The organism is Rhizobium leguminosarum bv. viciae USDA 2370 (assembly GCF_002008365.1).
Lineage (GTDB): Bacteria > Pseudomonadota > Alphaproteobacteria > Rhizobiales > Rhizobiaceae > Rhizobium > Rhizobium leguminosarum.
The window spans coordinates 284,582-306,081 of sequence record NZ_MRDL01000025.1 but is presented as its reverse complement, the minus strand read 5'-3'; the positions used below and the strand labels follow the sequence as shown (position 1 = coordinate 306,081).

The 21,500-nt window shown below is 61.9% G+C and carries 19 protein-coding genes and 1 other RNA gene; 12 read left to right on the top strand and 8 right to left on the bottom strand.

From position 1 onward, the window contains the following. Positions 1-6: 6 nt before the first annotated feature. Positions 7-519 (top strand): NUDIX hydrolase, encoded by a 513-nt coding sequence (locus BS629_RS12450; RefSeq protein ID WP_018243454.1) that lies wholly within the window; start codon positions 7-9, stop codon positions 517-519. A gap of 91 nt (positions 520-610) precedes the next feature. Further along, entirely contained in the window at positions 611-1,174 is a 564-nt protein-coding gene (locus tag BS629_RS12445; RefSeq protein ID WP_018243455.1) for a DinB family protein, read from the top strand. Positions 1,175-1,222: 48 nt separating this feature from the next. On the opposite strand, the gene BS629_RS12440 is transcribed toward BS629_RS12445, so the two are convergent. Both BS629_RS12440 and mprF read right to left on the bottom strand, forming a co-directional pair. Further along, on the bottom strand, positions 1,223-2,605 hold the full coding sequence (locus tag BS629_RS12440; protein ID WP_018243456.1) for a virulence factor family protein: 1,383 nt from the start codon (positions 2,603-2,605) through the stop codon (positions 1,223-1,225). Further along, positions 2,602-5,205: a bifunctional lysylphosphatidylglycerol flippase/synthetase MprF gene (mprF, locus tag BS629_RS12435; RefSeq protein ID WP_018243457.1), complete on the bottom strand. Its 2,604-nt coding sequence runs from the start codon at positions 5,203-5,205 to the stop codon at positions 2,602-2,604. Before mprF ends, BS629_RS12440 begins: the two co-directional genes overlap by 4 nt. A 236-nt stretch (positions 5,206-5,441) precedes the next feature. Between mprF and BS629_RS12430 the strand changes: the two genes are divergently transcribed. Continuing rightward, complete coding sequence (locus BS629_RS12430) at positions 5,442-5,819, top strand: DoxX family protein (protein WP_018243458.1); 378 nt, start codon at positions 5,442-5,444, stop codon at positions 5,817-5,819. 6 nt (positions 5,820-5,825) lie between these two features. Here the strand turns inward: BS629_RS12430 and BS629_RS12425 are convergent, their stop codons facing one another. The 3 genes from BS629_RS12425 to BS629_RS12415 form a co-directional block, all read right to left on the bottom strand. Continuing rightward, positions 5,826-7,937 carry a mechanosensitive ion channel family protein gene (locus tag BS629_RS12425; RefSeq protein WP_018243459.1) on the bottom strand — a complete coding sequence of 704 codons (2,112 nt, stop codon included), beginning with the start codon at positions 7,935-7,937 and terminating at the stop codon, positions 5,826-5,828. Between the two features lie 208 nt (positions 7,938-8,145). Further along, a complete protein-coding gene (gene gnd, locus BS629_RS12420; RefSeq protein WP_018243460.1) occupies positions 8,146-9,177 on the bottom strand; it encodes a phosphogluconate dehydrogenase (NAD(+)-dependent, decarboxylating) in 1,032 nt (343 codons plus the stop codon). A 135-nt stretch (positions 9,178-9,312) separates the two neighbouring features. Beyond that, on the bottom strand, positions 9,313-9,795 hold the full coding sequence (locus BS629_RS12415; protein ID WP_018243461.1) for an SRPBCC domain-containing protein: 483 nt from the start codon (positions 9,793-9,795) through the stop codon (positions 9,313-9,315). 70 nt (positions 9,796-9,865) lie between these two features. Between BS629_RS12415 and BS629_RS12410 the strand changes: the two genes are divergently transcribed. From BS629_RS12410 to BS629_RS12395, 4 genes are all read left to right on the top strand, one after another. Beyond that, complete coding sequence (locus BS629_RS12410; protein WP_018243462.1) at positions 9,866-10,198, top strand: ArsR/SmtB family transcription factor; 333 nt, start codon at positions 9,866-9,868, stop codon at positions 10,196-10,198. A 76-nt stretch (positions 10,199-10,274) separates the two neighbouring features. Continuing rightward, positions 10,275-10,811: a helix-turn-helix transcriptional regulator gene (locus BS629_RS12405; protein ID WP_018243463.1), complete on the top strand. Its 537-nt coding sequence runs from the start codon at positions 10,275-10,277 to the stop codon at positions 10,809-10,811. Positions 10,812-10,908: 97 nt separating this feature from the next. After that, positions 10,909-11,892: an NAD-dependent epimerase/dehydratase family protein gene (locus tag BS629_RS12400; protein WP_018445934.1), complete on the top strand. Its 984-nt coding sequence runs from the start codon at positions 10,909-10,911 to the stop codon at positions 11,890-11,892. Positions 11,893-12,141: 249 nt separating this feature from the next. Next, positions 12,142-13,629, top strand: coding sequence for an esterase-like activity of phytase family protein (locus BS629_RS12395; RefSeq protein ID WP_018243465.1), 1,488 nt, complete (start codon positions 12,142-12,144; stop codon positions 13,627-13,629). A gap of 81 nt (positions 13,630-13,710) precedes the next feature. Here the strand turns inward: BS629_RS12395 and ssrS are convergent. The 3 genes from ssrS to BS629_RS12380 all read right to left on the bottom strand — a co-directional run bounded on the left by ssrS (position 13,711) and on the right by BS629_RS12380 (position 14,607). Next, positions 13,711-13,869: non-coding RNA, 6S RNA (ssrS, locus tag BS629_RS12390), on the bottom strand. 69 nt (positions 13,870-13,938) lie between these two features. Continuing rightward, a complete protein-coding gene (locus tag BS629_RS12385) occupies positions 13,939-14,316 on the bottom strand; it encodes a cell division protein ZapA (protein ID WP_018243466.1) in 378 nt (125 codons plus the stop codon). A gap of 15 nt (positions 14,317-14,331) precedes the next feature. Beyond that, the gene (locus BS629_RS12380) at positions 14,332-14,607 is read right to left on the bottom strand and encodes a DUF4164 domain-containing protein (RefSeq protein ID WP_012758879.1); all 276 of its coding nucleotides are present in this window, start codon (positions 14,605-14,607) and stop codon (positions 14,332-14,334) included. 333 nt (positions 14,608-14,940) lie between these two features. Here BS629_RS12380 and tkt point away from each other — a divergent pair, with 333 nt between their 5' ends. The 5 genes from tkt to BS629_RS12355 all read left to right on the top strand — a co-directional run bounded on the left by tkt (position 14,941) and on the right by BS629_RS12355 (position 21,484). Continuing rightward, complete coding sequence (tkt, locus tag BS629_RS12375; protein WP_018243467.1) at positions 14,941-16,914, top strand: transketolase; 1,974 nt, start codon at positions 14,941-14,943, stop codon at positions 16,912-16,914. 82 nt (positions 16,915-16,996) lie between these two features. Then, positions 16,997-18,007 (top strand): type I glyceraldehyde-3-phosphate dehydrogenase, encoded by a 1,011-nt coding sequence (gap, locus tag BS629_RS12370; RefSeq protein ID WP_026188518.1) that lies wholly within the window; start codon positions 16,997-16,999, stop codon positions 18,005-18,007. A gap of 351 nt (positions 18,008-18,358) precedes the next feature. Continuing rightward, the gene (locus BS629_RS12365; protein WP_018243469.1) at positions 18,359-18,673 is read left to right on the top strand and encodes a hypothetical protein; all 315 of its coding nucleotides are present in this window, start codon (positions 18,359-18,361) and stop codon (positions 18,671-18,673) included. A 265-nt stretch (positions 18,674-18,938) separates the two neighbouring features. Further along, the gene (locus BS629_RS12360; protein ID WP_018243470.1) at positions 18,939-19,118 is read left to right on the top strand and encodes a hypothetical protein; all 180 of its coding nucleotides are present in this window, start codon (positions 18,939-18,941) and stop codon (positions 19,116-19,118) included. Positions 19,119-19,609: 491 nt separating this feature from the next. Next, a complete protein-coding gene (locus BS629_RS12355) occupies positions 19,610-21,484 on the top strand; it encodes a potassium/proton antiporter (RefSeq protein WP_026188519.1) in 1,875 nt (624 codons plus the stop codon). Positions 21,485-21,500: the final 16 nt, after the last annotated feature.

Below are 21,500 nucleotides of genomic sequence, written 5' to 3'. Positions count from 1 at the left end.
AATGGCATGACCAAGCGCACTCTCATCCGCCTGAATGCGGGCGCTGAGCGTTTCAACTATCGCATCGCCGGCCTCGGCTTTCGCGATGGCCACGTGCTCGTTCATCGCGCCGTGCATGAACCCTTCTGGACCTTTCCAGGCGGCAGGGCGGAAATCGGCGAGACGTCGGAGGAAACGCTCAAACGAGAGATGGTGGAGGAACTGGGCGTCGAAGTCACTGTCTTCCGCCTGCTGTGGATCGTCGAGAATTTTTTCCACTACGAACAGCGCGACTGGCATGAACTCGGCCTCTATTATCTGATGGACATCCCGGCGGAATTCCCCTTCCGGCCGGGCGAAATCATCCATCGGATCGAGGACGGCGACAACTATCTCGAATTCAAATGGGTGCCAGCAACGCGTAGTGCCCTGACCACACTCGACATCCCGCCCTATTTCATCGCCGATGAAATCGAGAGCCTGCCCATTGCGCCACGTCATCTCGTCTGGCGGGACGGCGATCTCGATGACAAGAACTGATGCAAGCAATTCAAGGTGTTACAGCGTCTTTTGCGCGCCTCAAAAGGCGCGCGGCGCTGTAGCCAAAAGCGCTTAAAGAGGAGATGCGCCGATGCCGACCTTCGATCCTGTCAGGCCATTCCGAAAACTTGCCTACAACAACGCCCTTGCCAACCGCCGGCTGCTTCAAGCCTGCGCGACATTGAAGCCCGGCGAATTCGAAGCGCCGCGCACCAGCTTCTTCCCCTCGATCAAGGAAACCTTGAACCACATCATCACGGTCGATTGGTTCTATGTCGACGGCCTGGAAGGCGGAACGCTCGGGCTCAAGGCCTTCGAGGCCGACGAACCATTCGATGACGTTTCCTCGCTGGCAGAAGCACAGGCGAGGGTCGATCAGCGCCTGGTGGCACTTTGCGAGGCCCTGACGCCGCAGAGGCTCACCTCGACCATCAGCCTCCATCGCGGCGCCCGCATCCAAGAAGAGCGGATGGAAGACGTGATCGGTCACCTCTTCCAGCATCAGACCCATCATCGCGGCCAGGTGCATGCGATGCTCTCCGGCACCAGCGTCGCTCCGCCGCAACTCGACGAATTCATCGTTGCCGACGATGCGCGGTTTCGTGGCACGGAACTCACCGCGCTCGGCTGGAACGAAGAAACGCTGATGCGCTGATTTCAAAGTGTTAAAGCGACCTTAGCGTCCTATCGGACGCGCTGCGCTTTAGTCCTGCAGTCGTCTCTTCAGGCCGTCGATGATCGTCTTCGTGAGAAGGTCGTAATTCTCGTCGAAGTGATGATCGCCGGGCAGTTCGATGACCTCGGCGCCGCTATCTTTCAGCGCCGGACAGGCGACATCATCATCGTCGTCCTTGCCGTAGATGCATTGCACGAGCTTCGGATCGATATTCTTCAGATCGCCGACGGGATCGCCTCCCGCGCCTTCCGTCTTCTGGCCGAGCCAGCCGAGAACGGAGATGACGTAGTCGACTTCGTGCGAAAGCGACAGCAGCGACAATTGCGCCACCGCCGACTTTTCGGCTGGCTTGAGGAGCTGGTAGGTGGCGGGCACGACATCGGCACCGAAGGAATAACCGACGAGCAGCACATGCTTCACCTTCCACTGCTTGCGGTAGAAATCGATGATCTTCGAAAGATCGGCGGCGGTCTCCTCCGGCTTGCGCTCCGACCAGAAATAGTGGAGCGAATCGACGCCAACGACCGGAATACCTTCCTTCTGCAGCGTGCCGCCGACCTCCTTGTCGATGTCGCGCCAGCCGCCGTCGCCAGAATAGATCACCGCCATCGTATCGAAGGCGGGGGTCGCCTCGAGCACAGCCAGCGGCAGGCCAAGCGGGTTGCCGAAGGCGCCGGAGGCAGTGACGAGATCGTCGAGCGTATCGGCAAACGCCGTCTGCGCATCGTCGGTGGAGTCGCGGATCTCGATCGCGTCATGGGCCTTCTTCAGCGCCTCGGCATGCGCCCGGCCATCCTTGTTGGCATCAGGCGTGAAGACGGTAATGATCGGGTCCGGCAGGACGCCGTCGCTGAGGCCATATACGGTGCGTTCGCCGACCACTTGCTTGGACGCCGGCGTGCAAAGCGCCTGGGCAAGCGGAATGCCGGCGACCGGATTAACGGCAAGTGTCTGGCCGATCGTCGCATCCGGCGTTTGCGCGGCGATCGCCAGCGCCAAGGCCCCGCCCTCGCCGATGCCGGCGACGATTGGCAGGTGATAGGCGTTGTTGCCGGTCGCGCGCTGCACCTGCTGGCTGAGCGATTCGATGTCCGACACCATGTAGACACAGCCGTCGTTGAGGCTGACGTCGTACCGGCTGAGCGCCTGGATATAGGATGGAAAGTCGACGCCGATGACGACGGCGCCTTCGGCGACCAACCTGTCGGCTTCGGCCTTCTCATAGTCGCCCCAGCCGGCGGCATCCGAGATCAGCATCACCGTGCCCTTCACCTCCCCTTCCGGCAGGAAGATGTGCGGCGACGGGATGAGCCCGGTTTCGAAGCTTTGCGTGGTTTCCTCGGCGGCATCAGCCGGTGCGGCCGCGAGCATGCAGGCGCATGCCGTGGCAAGAAGGATTGTCCTGATCATTTTCTCACTACCCCTTTCAATCCGCCCCCAATCAGAAATGTCGCGTCCATCAACGCGATCATCGGATTGCCCCCTCCGGAGACCGCAAGATAGCGCGGTTGCCAGTGCGGATGAAACTTGGATTTGAATGCCCGAAGGCCTTTGAAGTTATAGAAGCGCTCGCCGTGTTCGAAGACGGTGCTGCCGATGCGGTCCCAGACGGGCGCCGCCTCGCGTTTCGACATGCCGGAGAGCGGCGCCATGCCGAGATTGAAGTGGGTAAAACCCTGCCCTCGCAGATATTCCATGATCTGCACGAAGAGAAAATCCATCGAGCCTTTCGGCGCGTCCGGCGAGAAGCGCATGAGATCGATCGTGCCCTCCTGTCTGGATTCGGTCACGAGGATATTGGCGAAGGCGACGATCCTGCCGTCCTTTTTCAGGATGCCGACCGGCTGCGAGGAGACATAATCGGAATCGAAGGCGCCGAGCGAGAAGCCCTTTTCCTTGGCATTGTGAAGCTCGAGCCAGGCCGTCGAAACGGCGGCTAGTTCATCGATGACGGAAGACACGTCCTGCGGTTCGACGACGGCGAATTCCAGCCCGTCGCGCTGGGCGCGGCTTGCCGTCTGGCGAAGGTTCGCCCATTTGCCGCCCTTCATCTCGAAGGTCCTCAGATCGGCCACCGCCAGTTCCCCGAGCTTGAAGGCGCGAAGGCCGGCATCGGCGCAATGGGACAGCAACGCCGGCGATATCTGGTAGAACACGGCCCGGCAGCCAGCGGCACGCGCCGCTTCGACGAAACGCCAGACGAGTTCCTGCACGGCGCGATGGTCGCCGACCGGATCGAACAGCGCGATCCAGGAGCGGCCCTGCCGGCCATACATGATGAAGGCGTCGCCGTTTTCCGAAAACATGATGCTCTTGTCGCCCATGCGCACCAGATTGGCGTCGGCGTTGCCCTGCTTCATGACGATCTCGACGGCACGCACCAGCGCCTCGTCCGTCGCCTGCTCCGGCCGGAAGCTCGCCGGCCGGAGCAGGCTGAAGACGGCGATCGCCGACGAGATGATGGTGATGCCGAGTACGGCGCGCAGCCCGCGCGGCGCTTCGGCCGTAAATTCGAACTGCCACCAGAGCTGGTTGCTGTATTCGACGTCGCGATAGACGAAGAGCAGGATGACGACGGCGCCGACGACGATCACGGCGATCGCCATCAACCAGGACGCAGTCAGCGCCTGGTTGAGCAGCGAGGCCTGGCGGGTAAAGAGCCGGCGGCTGACGAAGAGCCCGAAGATGAGGAAGGCGAGAAAAGCGGCTTCGACGAGCGCGATCGCCTTCAGCAGCGACAAAGTCAACGCAGCAAGCGCCGAGAACACGGCCACCCACCAGGCGCCGTCGAGCCGCTGGCCGAGGCCGCGCGCGGCGACGACGAGCGCCAGCCCCAGCAGGCTGGAGAGGAAATGTGCCCCTTCGACCATCGGCAGCGGCAGATAGTTGGAGAGGAATTCGAGGTTCTGGTCCGGCGTCGGCGTGACGCTCGAAAACACCAGCATGACGCCGAGCAGCAGCGCGAGAGCCGACAGCAGCTGCGGCATCAGTCGCCCGCCGATACGTCGCATACTGGAGGCGGCCGGATGGTCGACGAAACGACGCAGCTCCGCCGCCGAGACCGCGAGCACGGCGATCAACAGCGGCAGCACATGGTAGACCAGCCTGTAGAGCACCAGCGATCCGAGCACGGCATCGATGTTCACCGCGCTGCCGAGCGAGGCGATGATCACGGTCTCGAACACGCCGAGCCCGGCCGGAACATGGCTGAGCACGCCGAGACCGACGGCGATCGCATAGACGGCGAGGAAGACCGGCCAGCCGATTGCCGTCTGCGGCAGCAGCACGTAAAGCACCGACGCCGAGGCGGCGATATCGAAGGCGGTCACGAGGAACTGGCGCGACCAGGTACGCGAATCCGGCAAGCGGATTGCGACGGGGCCAAGATCGAGCACACGCCCGTCACGGCCGATAATCATCACCGCGCCCAGAATGGCGACGATCGAACCGGCGATCAGCCGCAGAAGGAAGGGGCTCACGCCGACGAGCGGGCCGATTTCGTCGGCGATGACGATGAGGGCGATCGCCGCGACGCCCGCAAGACCCAGTCCGAAGGACAGCGTGACGAAGGCGATGATTCGGCCGATATCCTCCGGCGAGAGCCCGAGGCGCGTATAGGCGCGGTAGCGGATCGCGCCGCCCGAAAGCGCGCCGAAACCGGCAGTATTGCCGACGGCATAGGCGCTGAACGCCGTCAGCGCCACATGCGGAAAGGGCAGCTTCTTGCCGATGTACTCGATGGCGTTGAGATCGTAGAAGATCAGCGAGAGGAAACTGAGCGCCGTGAAGAACAGCGCAAGCAGGATCGCGCTCGGCCTGGTCGCCGCCAGCGCACCGACGACGTCGTCATAACGCACCTCGTTGGTAAGCTGCATAATCGCGTAACCGACGAGGCAGAAGACCACCAGTGACGCGGCTGCCATCAGCGGGGTTCTGTAACGCCTGAAAAGCCCGCGAAAAGAAAACCCGTCCGTTTCTTCCATCTCTTCCAAATTGCCGTGCCCCGACATCTCGTACCCTGCTGCAACTTCCAGCTTGGCGGGAATCATTTCGAAAGACGTAACATGAGAGGCATATAAGCTCTATGAAGCCATGCCGCTGCTACCCCAGCCCCGCCGCCTGCGCCTCCATCATCCTCAATTGGGGCGAATTTGCGCTGGCAGGCGGCGCGGCGCATTGCATTTTAGTAAGCTTCGGAAGAGCCTTGCGCTCGACGGAGAATTGAGACGCGGGAGAATGGTTCGATATGCAGGATGGTCCGGCCTTCGTGATGCTTGCCGTCGGACGTCTGCTGCTGGGTGGCCTCTATGTCGCTGGCGGCATTCATCATTTTTTCGTTATCGTGCCGCTGACCGAGGCGATCGAAACCCGCGGCGTCCCTTTTGCAAAATGGGTGCTGGTCTTGGGCAGCATATTCCAGATCGTCGCCGGCATCCTGCTGATGCTCGGCCTTTTTGTCGCGGCAGCGGCATTCGGTCTCATCATCTTCACGCTGGCCGCCACCGTCATGCTGCTGAATTTCTGGGAGATGCAGGGAACGGCACGCGACAGCGCGATCAATACCTGGAAAACCAACACGGCGATCATCGGCGGCCTGCTGATCGCAGCCGCCGGCGCGATGTGAGGCGGTTCACGCCGCCGGCTCGCCGCCCGCCCGCGCATGGGCGGCGTAGCGCGCGACGGCAGCATCCACCTCCGCGTCGCGATCGCCTGCCACCTGCACCGTCGGCACGGCGAATTCGATACCGTTTTCCTGGAAGGCATTGCGGATCATCGCCAGCGCATTGCGGCGGATGACGAATTGCTCGCCAGGCTTCGTCATCATCGACAGCCGGATTTCGATCGCGAATTCGCCGAACTGCTCGACACCCTTCATCTTCAGCGTCTCGATGATATGAGGACCGAATTCCGGATTTTCGAGCAGCGTCTGCCCGATCTGCTTGATCACCTTCTTCGCCTTGACGAGATCGGTGTCGTATTTGACGTTGAGGCTGATCTTGTCGATCGTCCAGTCGCGATTGAGGTTCTTCACTGCGCCGAGTTCACCGAAGGGTACAGTCGTCAGCGGCCCGCGATGATGCCTGAGCTTCACCGAGCGTAGGCTGAAGGCCTCGACCACGCCCTTGTGGCTACCGCTTTCGATATATTCGCCGATGCGGAAGGCATCGTCCCAGAGATAGAACATGCCGCTGATGACGTCTTTGACGATCGTCTGCGCGCCAAAACCGACTGCGACGCCGACGACACCGGCGCCGGCGATCAGCGGCCCGATCTCGATACCGAGGCCGGAGAGCACCATCAGAACGGCAATGACGGCGATCACGACGGCGAGAATATTGCGGAAGATCGGCAGCAGCGTCTGTATCCGCGCGCGTTTGGCCTTTTCCTCATCCGTTGCTCCGCCATCCACGGATGAATCGAGCAGCTTGCCGTCGATATAGGCCTTGATGACATGCCAGAGCAGATCGGCGGCAAGCAGGATGACGATGCCGCCGATCACGCCGCGCGCGATCTTGTCGATCATCGTTTCGCCCGCGGCCATGGTATCGGCGCCGACGCCGAGCATATGCCCAAGCCAGATGGCGGCAACGGCAATGATCAGCGCCCGCACGCCACGGTCGAGCAGCACGGCTGCAATGCGGCGCGTGGCAAGGAAGCTCGCTTCGGTCTGCTGCAGCGATTTTACCGCAATCGTCGAGACGGCAAGCACGCGCGGCAGCAGCAGTACGTAAATGCCGAGCCAGAGCAGCCAGTTGAAGCCTGCGACCCAGAGGCTCCAGAGCAACAGGAAATAGACGGTGAGCGCCCAGGAGGTCCCGTGACCACGCTTCTCGTCCTTGTGCGGCCGCGACCAGACCGCCTCGATGGCGATCAGCAGCAGGCCGATGCCCAGGATGTAGCCGACGAGGAGCCGCACACTCGGGGAATAACCGAGCGGCTCCATCGACTGGATCACCGCCCAGCCGAAAATGAAATAGATGACGAAAGTCGCACAGCGCCGATACCAGAAGAATGCAACCGCGCGCGCCGGCATGATCGGATCAGTGATACCCTGCCGTTCTTCCTCCACCCGCGCAAGCCCGATGAGATCGACCAGCACGCCGCCGAGACAAATCGTGAAGCGCTGGACCACAAGCGCGACAACGCAAACGATCGCGATGCTCTGGCTGACCGGCGGCCAGCTGACGCTGAGAAGAGCAAGCGCCGTCGCCACTGCGAAGATCAGCGCCGGTATGACGCGCGGGGCGAGATGCATGCCCGCCATCTGCGCCGCCTGGCGGCGGCGGCGGAAGGCATAGCGGGCAATGCGCTCGACGATGGTGCCGAGCAGGAAAATCGCCAGAAACTGCGCCACCATGCGCGACCATCCGGTGGCGGCGATTTCACCGAAGAACAGCGAGGAAGCATGGCCGACCTGCGAGGGCAGCGTCATCGCCGCGTCGGAGACCATCGAGACGTGCCGGCGAGCGTGCTGGAGCAGACCTGACAGCACCGACATCTGGTCGCTGGCCGCCGAATCGCTCGCGGGCGCCGTCGCCATTTGCGTCGACATCCATTGTTTGACCTGAGGAGTCTGCATGAGCTCCATCATCTGACGCACTTCGGCCGGCGGGGCGGCCGCGGCCGGCACTTGCGCCGGCGGCGTCTGGGAAAAGACAGGCGAAACCGCCGAAAAAAGCGCAAGCAATGCCAGTATGCCTGATATGACGGCCTTCAAGCCCCCTGCCATGCCACGCTCCATGACCGCCTCCAATGAAATGTCGGTCGCTTGTGCAAAGCAGCGCCGACACTTTGCAATGGATACTCGCGACCGTTGCCGCCAGCAAGCAGTAGGGAAACCATACCGATGGCTAGTAAAGGCAAACGTCGCCGCCTCCTCGAAACGAAGCACTGCGCTCGCTACTTCAGGATGACGGCTTTGTCGGAACGGTGAGTGAAGTCGCTTGCCTTCAGGATTTCGCGGCCGGTTTTTCCACGTGGCCGCCGAAGCCCGCACGCATCGCCGACAGCACCTTGTTGGCGAATTCGTCATTGTCGCGCGAGGAGAAGCGACCGTAGAGCGCAGCGCTCAGCACCGGCGTCGGCACGCTTTCGTCGATTGCCGCCATGATCGTCCAGCGGCCTTCGCCGCTGTCCGAAACGCGGCCGGCATATTTCGATAGTGCGGGGTCAGCATGCAGCGCATCGGCCGTGAGATCGAGCAGCCAGGAGGTGATGACGCTGCCGCGGCGCCAGACTTCGGCGACATCCTGAAGGTTGAAGTCGTATTGGAAATGTTCCGGATGGGCGAGCGGCGCGGTTTCCGCATCGGTCTCATGCGAGGCTGCGCCGATATTGGCGTGTTTCAGGATGTTGATGCCTTCGGCATAGGCGGCCATCAGGCCATATTCGATGCCGTTATGCACCATCTTGACGAAATGACCGGCACCATGCGGACCGCAATGCAGGTAACCCTGCTCCGCGGTGCTGGCCGCAGCCGCTTCAACGCTCCGGTTCGGCGAGGCTTCCGTCTTGCCAACGCCGGGTGCCAGCGTCGCGAAGATCGGGGAAAGGTGTTCGACGATACCCTTCTCGCCGCCGATCATCAGGCAATAACCGCGCTCGAGGCCGAAGACGCCGCCGCTTGTGCCGACATCGACATAGTGGATGCCCTTGGTGATGAGGTCGGCGCCGCGGCGGATGTCGTCATGGTAATAAGAGTTTCCGCCGTCAATGACGATATCGCCATTCTCAAGCAGCGGCACCAGGCTCGCCAGCACCTTGTCGACGATCGCCGCCGGCAGCATCAGCCAGATGGCGCGTGGATGGGTGAGCTTCGAGACGAACTCCTGGAGCGAAGCACTGCCGGTCGCACCGAGGCCTGCGAGCTCGGCAACGCTTTCCGGCCTGGCGTCGTAGACGACGCATTCGTGACCGCCTCGCATCAAGCGCTGGACCATATAATTGCCCATGCGGCCCAAACCAACCATGCCAAGCTGCATAATGAATCTCCTGGAAACCGAAATGAAGTATCGAATCCGGAAATTAGCACCCGCAGTGTGACAGGCAAGCGAAGTCTCGGTGATATTGGCGAATGCGACGATTGCGCCACTGACCTCCTTGAGACCGACGTCCTGTCAAATGTCCGGCGCGCTGGCCGGCTCACCCTTCATTTCGCTGAGGAACATGCCCTCGCGCAGATTGATGGCATATTCGACAAAAGCCTTCATGCAGCAAAGCATCTGTGTCCAGCCTTCGCAGTTGAGATAGCTGCCGCGCCGGCCAGCATTGTCTTCGCGCCAGCCGGTCTCGGCAATGGTCACCAAGGTGCCACCGTCTTCCAACGGCTTGAAGTTCATCTCGACCAGCGTCTTGTACCTTGCTTCGTCCTCGCCGGTGCCGCCATCCCAGCGCAGCACGATGCGACTTTCCGGCACCAGTTCGACCACCTCGACCGGCGCATCCTTCCACCAGGTCACCGTCGTGCCCTTCACGAGCGGCGCGCTCGCCCCGCCAATCGTGGTGAAATAGCTGCTGAGCTTCTTCGGATTGACGACGGCATCGAACACCTCTGCGACGGGGCGGCCGATGCGGCCGGAAACGCGGATTCCGAGAGACATGACACTTCTCCTCTTCTCCATTGTGGCTGTTTCCGTTGTGCTTGGCTTCATTATGTTATAAAAACATAACATGTCAAGCGAATCAACCGACGATCCTGTCTTCAAGGCGCTGGCGCATCATCGCCGCCGCGAAATCCTCGATCTGCTCAAGGATGCCCCCCGAACCACAGGGACCCTCTGCGAGATGTTTCCGCAGACGGACCGCTGCACGGTGATGCAGCATCTGAAGGTGCTGGAGGAGGCCGACCTGGTCATCGCCAGGAAGGAGGGCCGCGAGCGCTGGAACCACCTGAACAGCCTGCCGATCAAGCATATCTATGACCGCTGGATCAGCGCCTATGCCGGCCATGCGCTCTCTATCCTCGACCGGCTGAAAGGCGACCTGGAAGGTCAGCCTGAATAATGACCCGGCGTCAAACCGCCTTGCCGCCCGGTCCGCCGAAGCCTTATGCTGGCAAAAACGGCACGGGATCAGACGGATGACGATATCGGGAGCCGGCATACGCCGCATGCGGCTGCTGCGCAGCATGAAGCAAGGACATCTCGCCGAGCTCCTCGGCGTCAACCAGGCGACGATCTCACGCTGGGAGCGCGATCAGCTCGCCCTATCACCCGAACAGGCCGTCAAGCTGGAACGGATTTTCGCCTCGCCGCGACATGCAGCAGTCGATGCGGCGCTGAAGCGGTTGGTCGAGGATTCCGTCCGGCCAGTGCATCTGATCTGCGACCGCACCCACCGGCTGCTCTCCGCCTCCCGCCCGCGGCAGGCGGAGTGGCGGGCGCCGCTCGGCGCCTTTCTCGGCCGCTCTCTGTTCCCCTACGCTTCCGCCGAAATCGCCGCCGCCGAGCAGTCGCTGGAGGAGCACGGTTGGCATGCGGGCAGGCTCTCGTCGCTGACCCTCGATACCGGCGCCAACGGCAATGCTCTGCTGCCGATCGCCGCCGGCCGCGTGACCTGGGAAAGGATCATGCTTTCCGATGGCAGCGCCGGCCGTCTCGTCACGACCATCGGCTGAGCCTGCAGCTTTCCTGCATTCCCATGCATAATTTATGCGTTGTCTGGAAACCTTAGTCTTTATAGCGTCCGCCGCCGAACGGTCAGGAGACGATGTGATGACGATACTGGTGACGGGAAGTGCCGGCCATCTCGGCGAGGCGCTGATGCGAACCCTGAGGGCGGAAAGCCGCTGGGTGCGCGGCATCGATATCAAGCCCTCGGCTTTCACCGACATGGTCGGCTCGATCAGTGATCGCGCCTTCGTCCGGCAGGCGATGTCAGGCATCAGCCACGTCATCCATGCCGCGACGCTGCACAAGCCGCATGTAGCGACCCACGGCAATTACGATTTCCTCGACACCAATATCGCCGGCGCTCTGCACCTGCTCGAAGAGGCGACCGCCGCAGGCGTCGCGAGCTTCGTCTTCACCAGCACCACCAGCACCTTCGGCGCGGCATTGACGCCGGTTGCCGGCGAACCGGCGGCATGGGTGACCGAGGACGTGCTTCCCGTCGCAAAAAACATCTACGGCGTAACGAAACTCGCCGCCGAAGGCCTGTGCGAACTCTTTGCCCGCAAATCCGGCCTGCCGGTGGTCATTCTCAGGACGGCGCGTTTCTTTCCCGAAAACGACGACGATCCCGCCATTCGAAACAGATATTCGGCGGAGAATGCCCAGGCCAACGAGCTTCTTCACCGCCGCGTCGACATCAGCGATGTGGTCGGCGCCCATCTGCTGGCGCTGGAAAAGGCACCGGCAATCGGCTTTGGCCGCTACATCGTCTCCGCCACGACGCCGTTTTCGGCGAGCGATCTTGCCGCGATCAGGCATAACGCGCCTCATGTCGTCGAACGGCTGTTCCCGGGTGCAGGCGCCCTCTACGCGTCACGCGGCTGGAAAATGTTTCCGGCGCTCGACCGTGTCTATGTCAACGAACGCGCAAGACGGGACCTCGGCTGGCAGCCGCGATATGATTTCCGTTTCGTGCTCGATTGCCTGCGCGACCACAGGGAATGGCGAAGCCCCTTGGCACTGGATATCGGCTCCAAAGGCTACCACGACGAAATCTTTGCCGAAGGGCCCTATCCGGTCGGATAGAGCAGCGAGCTGGAATGCGGATAGCCGAAAGCTGAGATCCTCTTCAGCACGACGCTTTCACTGAGAAGTAAGTGTCATCCAGATATCATGATCCCGTCATAGACCGTCTGCCGGGGATATGGGGCGACGAAATCCAGGGCATGTTGTGCCATCGGGAAATCGAATCCAGGCCGGGGTGTCATTTGAAGCGGTGTCCAGCCTGCGGGCGGAAACCGTTTCGAGAGCGCTTTTGACCGAGAGGGTATTTCCATGAAGAATGTCAGACCATACGCATCGCGGCTGTTCGCCGCGGTTCTCGCCGCATCCGCCGCCATTCCGGCCGTCGCAAGTGCCGAGAATTCCGCCACCGTCGGTGGCCTCACCTTCGTCAACAAGGGCCTGGTCGGCATCGGGCGTATCCCGGCCAACCAGCGTGACAAATTCGGCGAGACTTTCGGTTCCGGCTCGGGCATGGCAGTCGATCCTGCCGCCTGGAGTCGCGACGGCGCCAGCTACAAAGGCACGCTCTACCTGCTGCCCGACCGCGGTTACAACGCCGTTGGCACCGTCGACTATCGGCCCCGCCTGAACACCATCTCGATCGGCCTGACACCGACCGCTCCGGGTGCGGCACCCGAGGCCGGCAAGGAACAGTCTGGCGTCGACGCAAAGCTCGTCGATTCCACGCTCTTCATCGACGACAAGGGTGGCGACATGACGGGTCTCGACCCGGAATCCGGCGTCCGCCCCGCTGCCGGCGATTTTCCGCCGCTGCCGCAGGCGACGAACGGCAAGATCGCGCTCGACAATGAAGCCATCATCCGCATGGCCGACGGTACCATGTTCGTCAGCGATGAATATGGCCCTTATATCTATCACTTCTCGGCCGACGGCCACCTGCTGTCTGCCACCCAGCCGCCGAAAGCTCTTTTGCCGATGCGCAAGGGCGCGCTGAGCTTCGCCTCCAACAATCCCGGCCCCGGCGCATCTACGCCGGACCCGAAGGATCCAGAGACCGGCCGCCAGAACAACCAGGGTCTCGAAGGCATGGCGATGACGCCGGACGGTAAGTTCATCATATCAGTGCTGCAGTCGGCTGCCCGCCAGGACGGCGGCGATTCCGGCTCGACCCGCCAAAATACCCGCGCCATGATCTATGACGCCGCCGATCCCGATCATCTGAAACTGGTGCACGAATATGTCGTACCGCTGCCGGTCTTCAAGGACGCCAAGGACAAGACGACGATCGCCGCGGAGAGCGAAATCGTCGCTCTTTCCGACAAGACCTTTCTGATGCTCGCCCGCGACAGCGGCAACGGCCAGGGCCTGAAGGGTGACACCTCGCTCTACCGCAAGGTCGGTATTGTCGACGTTTCCGCTGCGACCGACATCGCCGGCAGCGATTTCGACGCCGGCAAGCCGATCGCGCCGAAGGGCGTCGTCGATCCCTCGCTGACGCCGGCGACGCTGACACCCTTCATCGACCTCAACGACAAGGCCGAGCTTGCCCGCTTCGGCCTGCACAACGGCGCGCCGAACGACAAGAACAATCTGTCGGAAAAATGGGAAGCCATGGGGCTTGCGAGCGTTCTCGACCCGAACCTGCCGGACGACTACTTCCTGTTCGTCGCCAATGACAACGACTTCTTGACGCAGGATGGTTTCCAGGTGGGTGCAGCCTACAAGGCGGACGGCGGTGCCGACGTCGACACCATGTTCCAGGTCTTTCAGGTCACCCTTCCAGGTCTGAAGAAGTAGTCGCGCACTGACAAGGGCGGACGCGGAAGCCGCGCGTTCGCCCGCCATATCCGGGATCCCGGCCGACGATAAAAGGGAAGGGTGCGATCCACGACCACCGATGGATGTTTACGATCCTGGGTGCCTACAAACGTAGGTGGGCGCCGTGTGTCCAGGCCCACGGGCCTGGCCAGGGACAGCTCCCTTTGGATCGAGTATGGCCCCAGGGATTGTGGTTCCTGTCGAGAGGCGCAGACCGCATGGCGATATATAAGGTTGTTTGCGCTGACGCGCCAGTGGCGACGGAAGGCCGCCCCTATTTAATTGAGATCAATTGAGTTCCGGGGCGGACCGGCCATTCAGCTTGTCGGTGATGCCGCGGATGCGGCTCGAGACCTCGCTCAGCGCTGCCGCAAGATTTTCTTCGGTCCGGGCGGTCGCAGCAAGCACCGTATCGCGATTGCCGCGTAGCGACTCGAGCTCGGATTCCAATCCGGCCACGCGGCGCGTCAGCTCGGCAATCTCGTCCACGATCATGATGCCGGCCATGACGGTGATCCTGAGATCACCGATTTCGCCGAACTGGTCCTTGAGATGGCCGACATAGCGGTCGAAACGGGTGGCGAGATCGGTCAGGTGATCCTCCTGCCCTTCCTCGCAGGCCATGCGATAGGCCTTGCCGTCGATCGTTACCGTCACCTGCGCCATGCCAAACTCTTTCTATCAGCGATCCAGAACTGCGCGGATCGTTTCCATCGCCGTCACCAGCCGCCGCGATACTTCGCGATTGACCTCTTCCAGCCGGTTGGCGCGGAATTCGGCCTGATCGAGCTCCTGCGCCAGCCGGGAGCGGTCGGCGTGCACGCGCCGCACCTCGCCCTCGATCTCGCCCTGCTCGCGCTGCCGCTCGACGCGCATGTCGACGGCGTTTTCGAGGCTCGAAATCGCCTGTCTCAATTCGTTGAGCGCTGCTTCCATGGTTTTGCCTGTGGGCATCATGTCTTTCCGATTCCCGCGCAGGATCCGCGAATCGGCACGCCGCGCCGATCCTGCGATTTCAAAAGGATATGCAGCTCGCCGACGGCCCGTCAATAAATCCTGTCACTTGTCCGCCAGCCTATCCTGTGGATGAGCGTTTTCCACATGCTCGTCGCATCAAATTCGTCATTTGTACAATCGCGCGATCAAATGTCAAAAATCGCCGCTGCCCGCCCGGATTTGGCCCGCCATTTATTGACTTGCCCGTCCCAACTGCTATGTCTCTGCCGCTTTCACTCGATGGTCTTGGAGGCTCGAGGCCATCCCCCGACACCCGGAACTTGCGGAAAAGCCATGACCTCTCCCGAACAACACGACCGGATGGCGAATGCGATCCGTTTTCTCGCCATGGACGCCGTTGAAAAGGCGAACTCCGGCCACCCGGGCATGCCGATGGGCATGGCTGACGTGGCAACGGTCCTGTTCACCAAATATCTGAAGTTCGATCCGAAGAAGCCGCACTGGCCGAACCGCGATCGCTTCGTGCTGTCGGCCGGCCATGGCTCGATGCTGCTCTACTCGGTGCTGTATCTGACCGGCTATCCTGACATGACGATCGAAGATCTGAAGCAGTTCCGCCAGCTCGGCTCGAAGACCGCCGGCCATCCGGAATATGGTCACGCGACCGGCATCGAAACGACCACCGGTCCGCTCGGCCAGGGTATTGCCAATTCCGTCGGCATGGCGATTGCCGAACGCAAGCTGCGCGAGGAATTCGGCTCCGATCTCCAGGATCACTATACCTATGCGATCTGCGGCGACGGCTGCCTGATGGAGGGCATCAGCCATGAAGCCATCGCGCTCGCCGGCCACCTGAAGCTCAACAAGCTCGTTCTGTTCTGGGACAACAACTCGATCACCATCGACGGCGCCGTGTCGCTGTCGGATTCCACCGATCAGATCGCCCGCTTCAAGGCCGTTCACTGGAACACGATCGAGATCGACGGTCACGATCAGGCTGCCATCGCCGACGCGATCGAAGCTGCCCACAAGTCCGACCGCCCGACCTTCATCGCCTGCAAGACGATCATCGGCTTTGGCGCCCCGAACAAGCAGGGCACCCACAAGGTCCACGGCAACCCGCTCGGCGCCGAGGAAATCGCTGCCACCCGCAAGGCGCTGAACTGGGAAGCCGAAGCCTTCGTCATCCCGTCTGATGTCCTTGACAGCTGGCGTGCAGCCGGCGCCCGCTCCGTCAAGCTCGTCAAGTCCTGGGAAGACGGCCTCGCCAAAGCTCCGGCCAGGGCCGAGTTCACCCGCCGCATGGCAGGCGAGCTGCCGGAAGGCTTCGACGCCGCGATCAGCGCATACAAGAAGAAGCTCGCCGAGACCAAGCCGACGGTTGCGACCCGCAAGGCTTCGGAGGACGCGCTCGAGGTCATCAACGGCTTCCTGCCGGAAACGCTCGGCGGCTCCGCCGACCTGACGCCGTCGAACAACACCAAGACCAGCCAGATGCATTCGATCACCCCGACGGATTTCGCCGGTCGTTACATGCATTGGGGCATCCGCGAGCATGGCATGGCGTCTGCCATGAACGGCATTGCGCTGCATGGCGGCCTCATCCCCTACAGCGGCGGCTTCCTGATCTTCTCGGATTATTGCCGCCCGCCGATCCGCCTTGCGTCGCTGATGGGCATCCGCGTCATTCACGTCCTGACGCATGACTCGATCGGCGTCGGCGAAGACGGCCCGACGCACCAGCCCGTCGAACAGCTCGCCGGTCTGCGCGCCATCCCGAATCTGATGGTCTTCCGCCCGGCCGACGCCACGGAAACGGCGGAATGCTGGCAGATCGCCATCAAGACGCACAACCGTCCTTCGGGCCTTGCTCTGACGCGCCAGAACCTGCTCGCAGCTCGCACCGAATACAGCGAAAAGAACCTTTGCGAACAGGGCGCCTATGTGCTCGCCGGCAATGCCGACGCCAAGGTGACGATCTTCGCCTCCGGCTCCGAAGTCGAAATCGCCGTTGCGGCTCGTACGGCACTCGAAGCCAAGGGCGTCACCGTCCGCGTCGTATCGGTCCCCTGCACGGAACTGTTCTTCGAGCAGCCGGAAGCCTATCGCAAGCAAATCCTCGGCAACTCGCCGGTCAAGATCGCCGTCGAAGCCGCCGTTCGCGAAGGCTGGGATGCGTTCATCGGACCGGAGGGCACCTTCATCGGCATGAAGAGCTTCGGCGCTTCCGGCCCGGTCAAGGAAGTCTACAAGCATTTCGGCATCACTGCCGACGCCGTCGTTGCGGCCGCGGAAGCAAAGCTTTAATGAGGGCGCCTTGAGGCGCTCTCCATCTCCTCAATTCCAGGCCCTCACCTATCGGGCCCTACTCTATCGGGAGTGAATGAACATGACAGTCAAGGTTGCCATCAACGGTTTCGGCCGCATCGGCCGCAACGTCCTTCGCGCCATCGTCGAATCCGGCCGCACCGACATCGAAGTCGTCGCCATCAACGATCTCGGCCCGGTTGAAACCAACGCCCACCTGCTGCGCTACGACTCGATCCACGGCCGCTTCCCGGCAACGGTGAAGGTCGAGGGCGACTCGATCATCGTCGGCAACGGCAAGCCGATCAAGGTCACGGCGATCAAGGATCCGGCAACGCTTCCGCACCGCGAACTCGGCGTCGACATCGCGATGGAATGCACCGGCATCTTCACCGCCCGCGACAAGGCTGCCGCCCACCTGACGGCTGGTGCCAAGCGCGTCATCGTCTCGGCGCCCGCCGATGGCGCTGACCTGACGGTCGTCTTCGGCGTCAACCATGACCAGCTCACCAAGGAGCACTTGGTCATCTCCAACGCGTCCTGCACCACCAACTGCCTGGTGCCGGTCGTGAAGGTTCTCGACGACGCCGTCGGCATCGACCACGGCTTCATGACGACCATCCACTCCTACACCGGCGACCAGCCGACGCTCGACACGATGCACAAGGACCTGTATCGCGCCCGCGCGGCCGCCCTTTCCATGATCCCGACCTCGACGGGCGCAGCCAAGGCAGTCGGCCTCGTTCTGCCGCATCTGAAGGGCAAGCTCGACGGCACCTCGATCCGCGTTCCGACCCCGAACGTTTCCGTCGTCGACTTCAAGTTCGTCGCCAAGAAGGCGACCAGCGTTGGCGAAATCAATGAAGCCATCCAGGCTGCTGCAAACGGCAAGCTGAAGGGCATCCTCGGCTACACCGACGAGCCGCTCGTCTCCCGTGACTTCAACCACGACAGCCACTCCTCGATCTTCGCAACCGATCAGACCAAGGTCATGGAAGGCAGCTTCGTGCGCGTCCTGTCCTGGTACGACAACGAGTGGGGCTTCTCCAGCCGCATGTCCGACACGGCAGTCGCTTTCGCCAAGCTCATCTGAGCGCTCTTCAGGCATCGACATGCAAGCGGCCCGGGAAACCGGGCCGCTTTTTGTTGCCATGCCTTCCGAACAAAACCGGCCTTCCCCGCACCAGAGCAACTCCAGGAAAAGTGCGAAGCGGTTTTCCGTCCGGAGTTGCGTAAAAACAAAAAGTTGGAGCGGTTCTGCGCTTCGATGAGAAGCTGAACCGCTCCGGCATCTTTTCGTCCATCGCCCGGATGAGATCTGCTAGAATACATCACCCTGGACATTCGAAATGCCCAGTTTCCTCGCGCATTGGCCACTGGCCAGGCGCGGCCACGCCAATACCGTGCGGCAGCACTGTCGCCCGCATGAAAATGAGAGAGATGGATGGATTACTTTACCGTTGAAATCGCCGGCCGCGCCGTTGCCAGTTTTCGCTCGGAAAATCACGAAGAAGCGACGCATTTCTTCGAGGCGGAAGACTTTCGCGACGATCTGACCATCCTGGAATCCGAAGGCAAGCCCCTGTGGGACCGCAAAGCAGCCCTGAGCTTGCGCAAGGCGACCACCGAGGAAGCAAGCGAAGTCGAGCACGCCTATGAATTCGACGACGATCCCGAACGGACCATCGAGGACGAGTTCGTCGTGTTCCTGGTCCCGGTCGCGGATCTGACCGACGAGGGCGAGGACACAGAAGACTGACCACAATCCGCATCTTTTTTCGGTTTCGACGTCATATCGAAGCGACGGGTTCGATATGACGCCGCCGTTCGCAGGACAGGATGGCGGTGCAGTTGAGGCTGCCTCGGGTTCGAATTCGATAGGCCTCCCTGCGCGAAACCATCGTCGACGAATTCCCTGGCCGCAAGGATGGATCACGGGTTGGCAATCCGCTGGCCAAGCGTGCTAGATTGAGGAAGTGCACAGCACTGCACAATGGCTAAAATGAGCCAAGTGGAGGTGACAAATGGTAGAGGCACAAAAACGCTTGTCCCACACCACCCTGAAACGGCGGCAGCGGTTTCACCCCAAGCGGGACGTCAGACCCGCCGTGCTGGCAAAGGCTAATCGTCTGGTCATCTGGGTTGCCGCGTTCATTGGCCTCTCGTTTCTTGCCATCGTCGTGCTTCAGGCAGTGTTGGGATAGCAGAGCAAGGGCCGGTCGCTGCCGGCACAAAACGACAGCCGGCTGCTCTCGCTGGGCGGCCGGCATGTCCTACCCGATATCGAAAAATCTCCGCGTTCATTTTCCCAACTCTCCGCATCCGCGCCTGCAATCCATTCGTCCCGTCATTGGACAAGGCAAACGGGCCGCGTGAAAGGAGGAGGGTGTCTTATCCTGTTGCCATTCGCAGATACCGGCAGGAAAAATCCGTGCCTGTCTCTTTTGCCCTGCTCTCGCCTGATTTTCCTATACATTCTTTATAGAGAGTCTCTCCCGTAGCATTCCGTGTCGGTTGGCCGTCCGGCAGCCGTTCAGCAGCATGAAGCAGCATCGCGACGAGGTTAAGCCGCAAGGCCTACCCTTCTCTGACGTTTTGCCGTTTACTGATGGATCGCGCGTGAGGGAGGGTTTGAAATAGGGCGGATCGGCCGGGGCGGCTGTGTTCGCGAAGCAGTCGATGGAAAGGGGTGGGCATGGAAGCGTTCTATATCGTGGTGCTGGTCTCGACGGCGCTCGTGCTTCTTGCCGCTTTTTCGAGCCTGCTAGCCTTCCGTTTCGGCGCCCCCCTGCTGCTGCTCTTCCTGATGATCGGCCTTGCGGCGGGCGTCGATGGCCTCGGCATCGAGTTCAGCAACAATTACCTTGCCTATATTCTCGGTTCCATTGCGCTGGCCGTGATCCTCTTCGATTCCGGCTTCGGCACGCCGATGCAGGCCTTTCGGCTGGCGGCCGTGCCCTCTCTGGCGCTCGCCTCCGTCGGTGTGCTGATCACTGCCTCGCTCTTTGCCTTGGCCGCCATGTGGCTGTTGAATTTCACCTGGCTGGAAGGTCTGCTGCTCGGCTCGATCGTCGCATCGACGGATGCCGCCGCCGTCTTCTTCCTGCTGCGCATCGGCGGCATCAACATCCGCGACAAGGTGCGCTCGACGCTGGAAGTGGAATCCGGCACCAATGATCCGATGGCGATCTTCCTCACCATCGCCCTTGTCGAGGTGCTGGCCAGCGGCGAGCGTTACGCCGGCATCAATATCGGCATGCTCGCCATGTTCGTGCAGCAGATGGGCCTCGGCGTCATTCTCGGCCTGCTCGGCGGCATGATGATCGTGCTGATCGTCAGCAAGCTCGATACCGATCGCGGCCTGACGCCGATCTTCGTGCTGGCGCTCGCTCTTCTCGTCTTCTCCTTCACCGGCGCGGTCGGCGGCAGCGGCTTCCTCGCCGTCTATGTCGCCGGCATCTACGCCGGGAACCGCAAGATGCAGGCGATCGGAACTATCAAACGCTTCCAGGACGGCATGACCTGGCTGGCGCAGATCATCATGTTCCTGGTGCTCGGCCTGCTCGCCACGCCGTCGCAATTTCCTGTCATCATCGTGCCCGCCATCCTGCTCGCTCTCTTCCTGATCTTCGTCGCCCGACCGTTGGCAGTCTGGCTGTCACTGCTTCCCTTCGATTACACCCAGCAGGAAATCGGCTTCGTTGCTTGGGTCGGCCTGCGCGGCGCCGTCTCCATCCTGCTTGCCATCATGCCGATCCTCGGCGGGCTTGAGAACGGCCAGATCTATTTCAACACCGCCTTCATCATCGTGCTAGTCTCGCTGCTTCTCCAGGGCTGGACGATCAAGCCCGTCGCCAAGAAGCTCGGGCTGATTATTCCGCCGCGCATCGGCGCCGTCGACAAGGTCGAGGTCGACCTGCCTGGGGCGGCCAACCACGAGTTGCTCTCCTACCGCGTCATCAAGGATAGCCCGGTGCTGCGCGGCGAGCGTATTCCGCGCTGGGCGACACCCTCGCTCGTCATCCGCGACGGCAAGTCGATGCGCTACCAATATGCCGGGCGGCTGCGCGAGCACGATCTTGTCTACCTCTTCATCGTGCCGAGCTATTCCCGGTTGCTCGACCGTCTCTTCGCCAGCCGGGCGCCGGTGGATGACGACGATGCCGAATTCTTCGGAGCCTTCGCGCTCTCCCCCGCCCGCCCCGCCGCCGATCTCGACGCCGCCTATGGCCCCGGCCTGCTCAACGAATCCGAAAAGGGCCTGACGATCGCCGAATTGATGCGGCAGCGCCTCGGCGGCAAGGCCGATTATGCCGACCGCGTCCGCCTCGGCTCAATCATCCTCATCGTCCGCGATCTCGACGAGCACGACCACATCACCTCCGTCGGCATGTCGCTCGAAGCAGTCGAACCGGCAATTACGCTGCCGATCTTCATCAATCTCAAGGACATCACCCAGCGCATCCGCGACCGACTGAACGGACGCCGGAACCGGGAAACCAAGGCCTCCGAAAGCACGCCGAAAGCGCCAGCCGGACGCGACGAAGGCACACGCGAAAACGGCCGTTGAACGCCTTGCGTCTCGA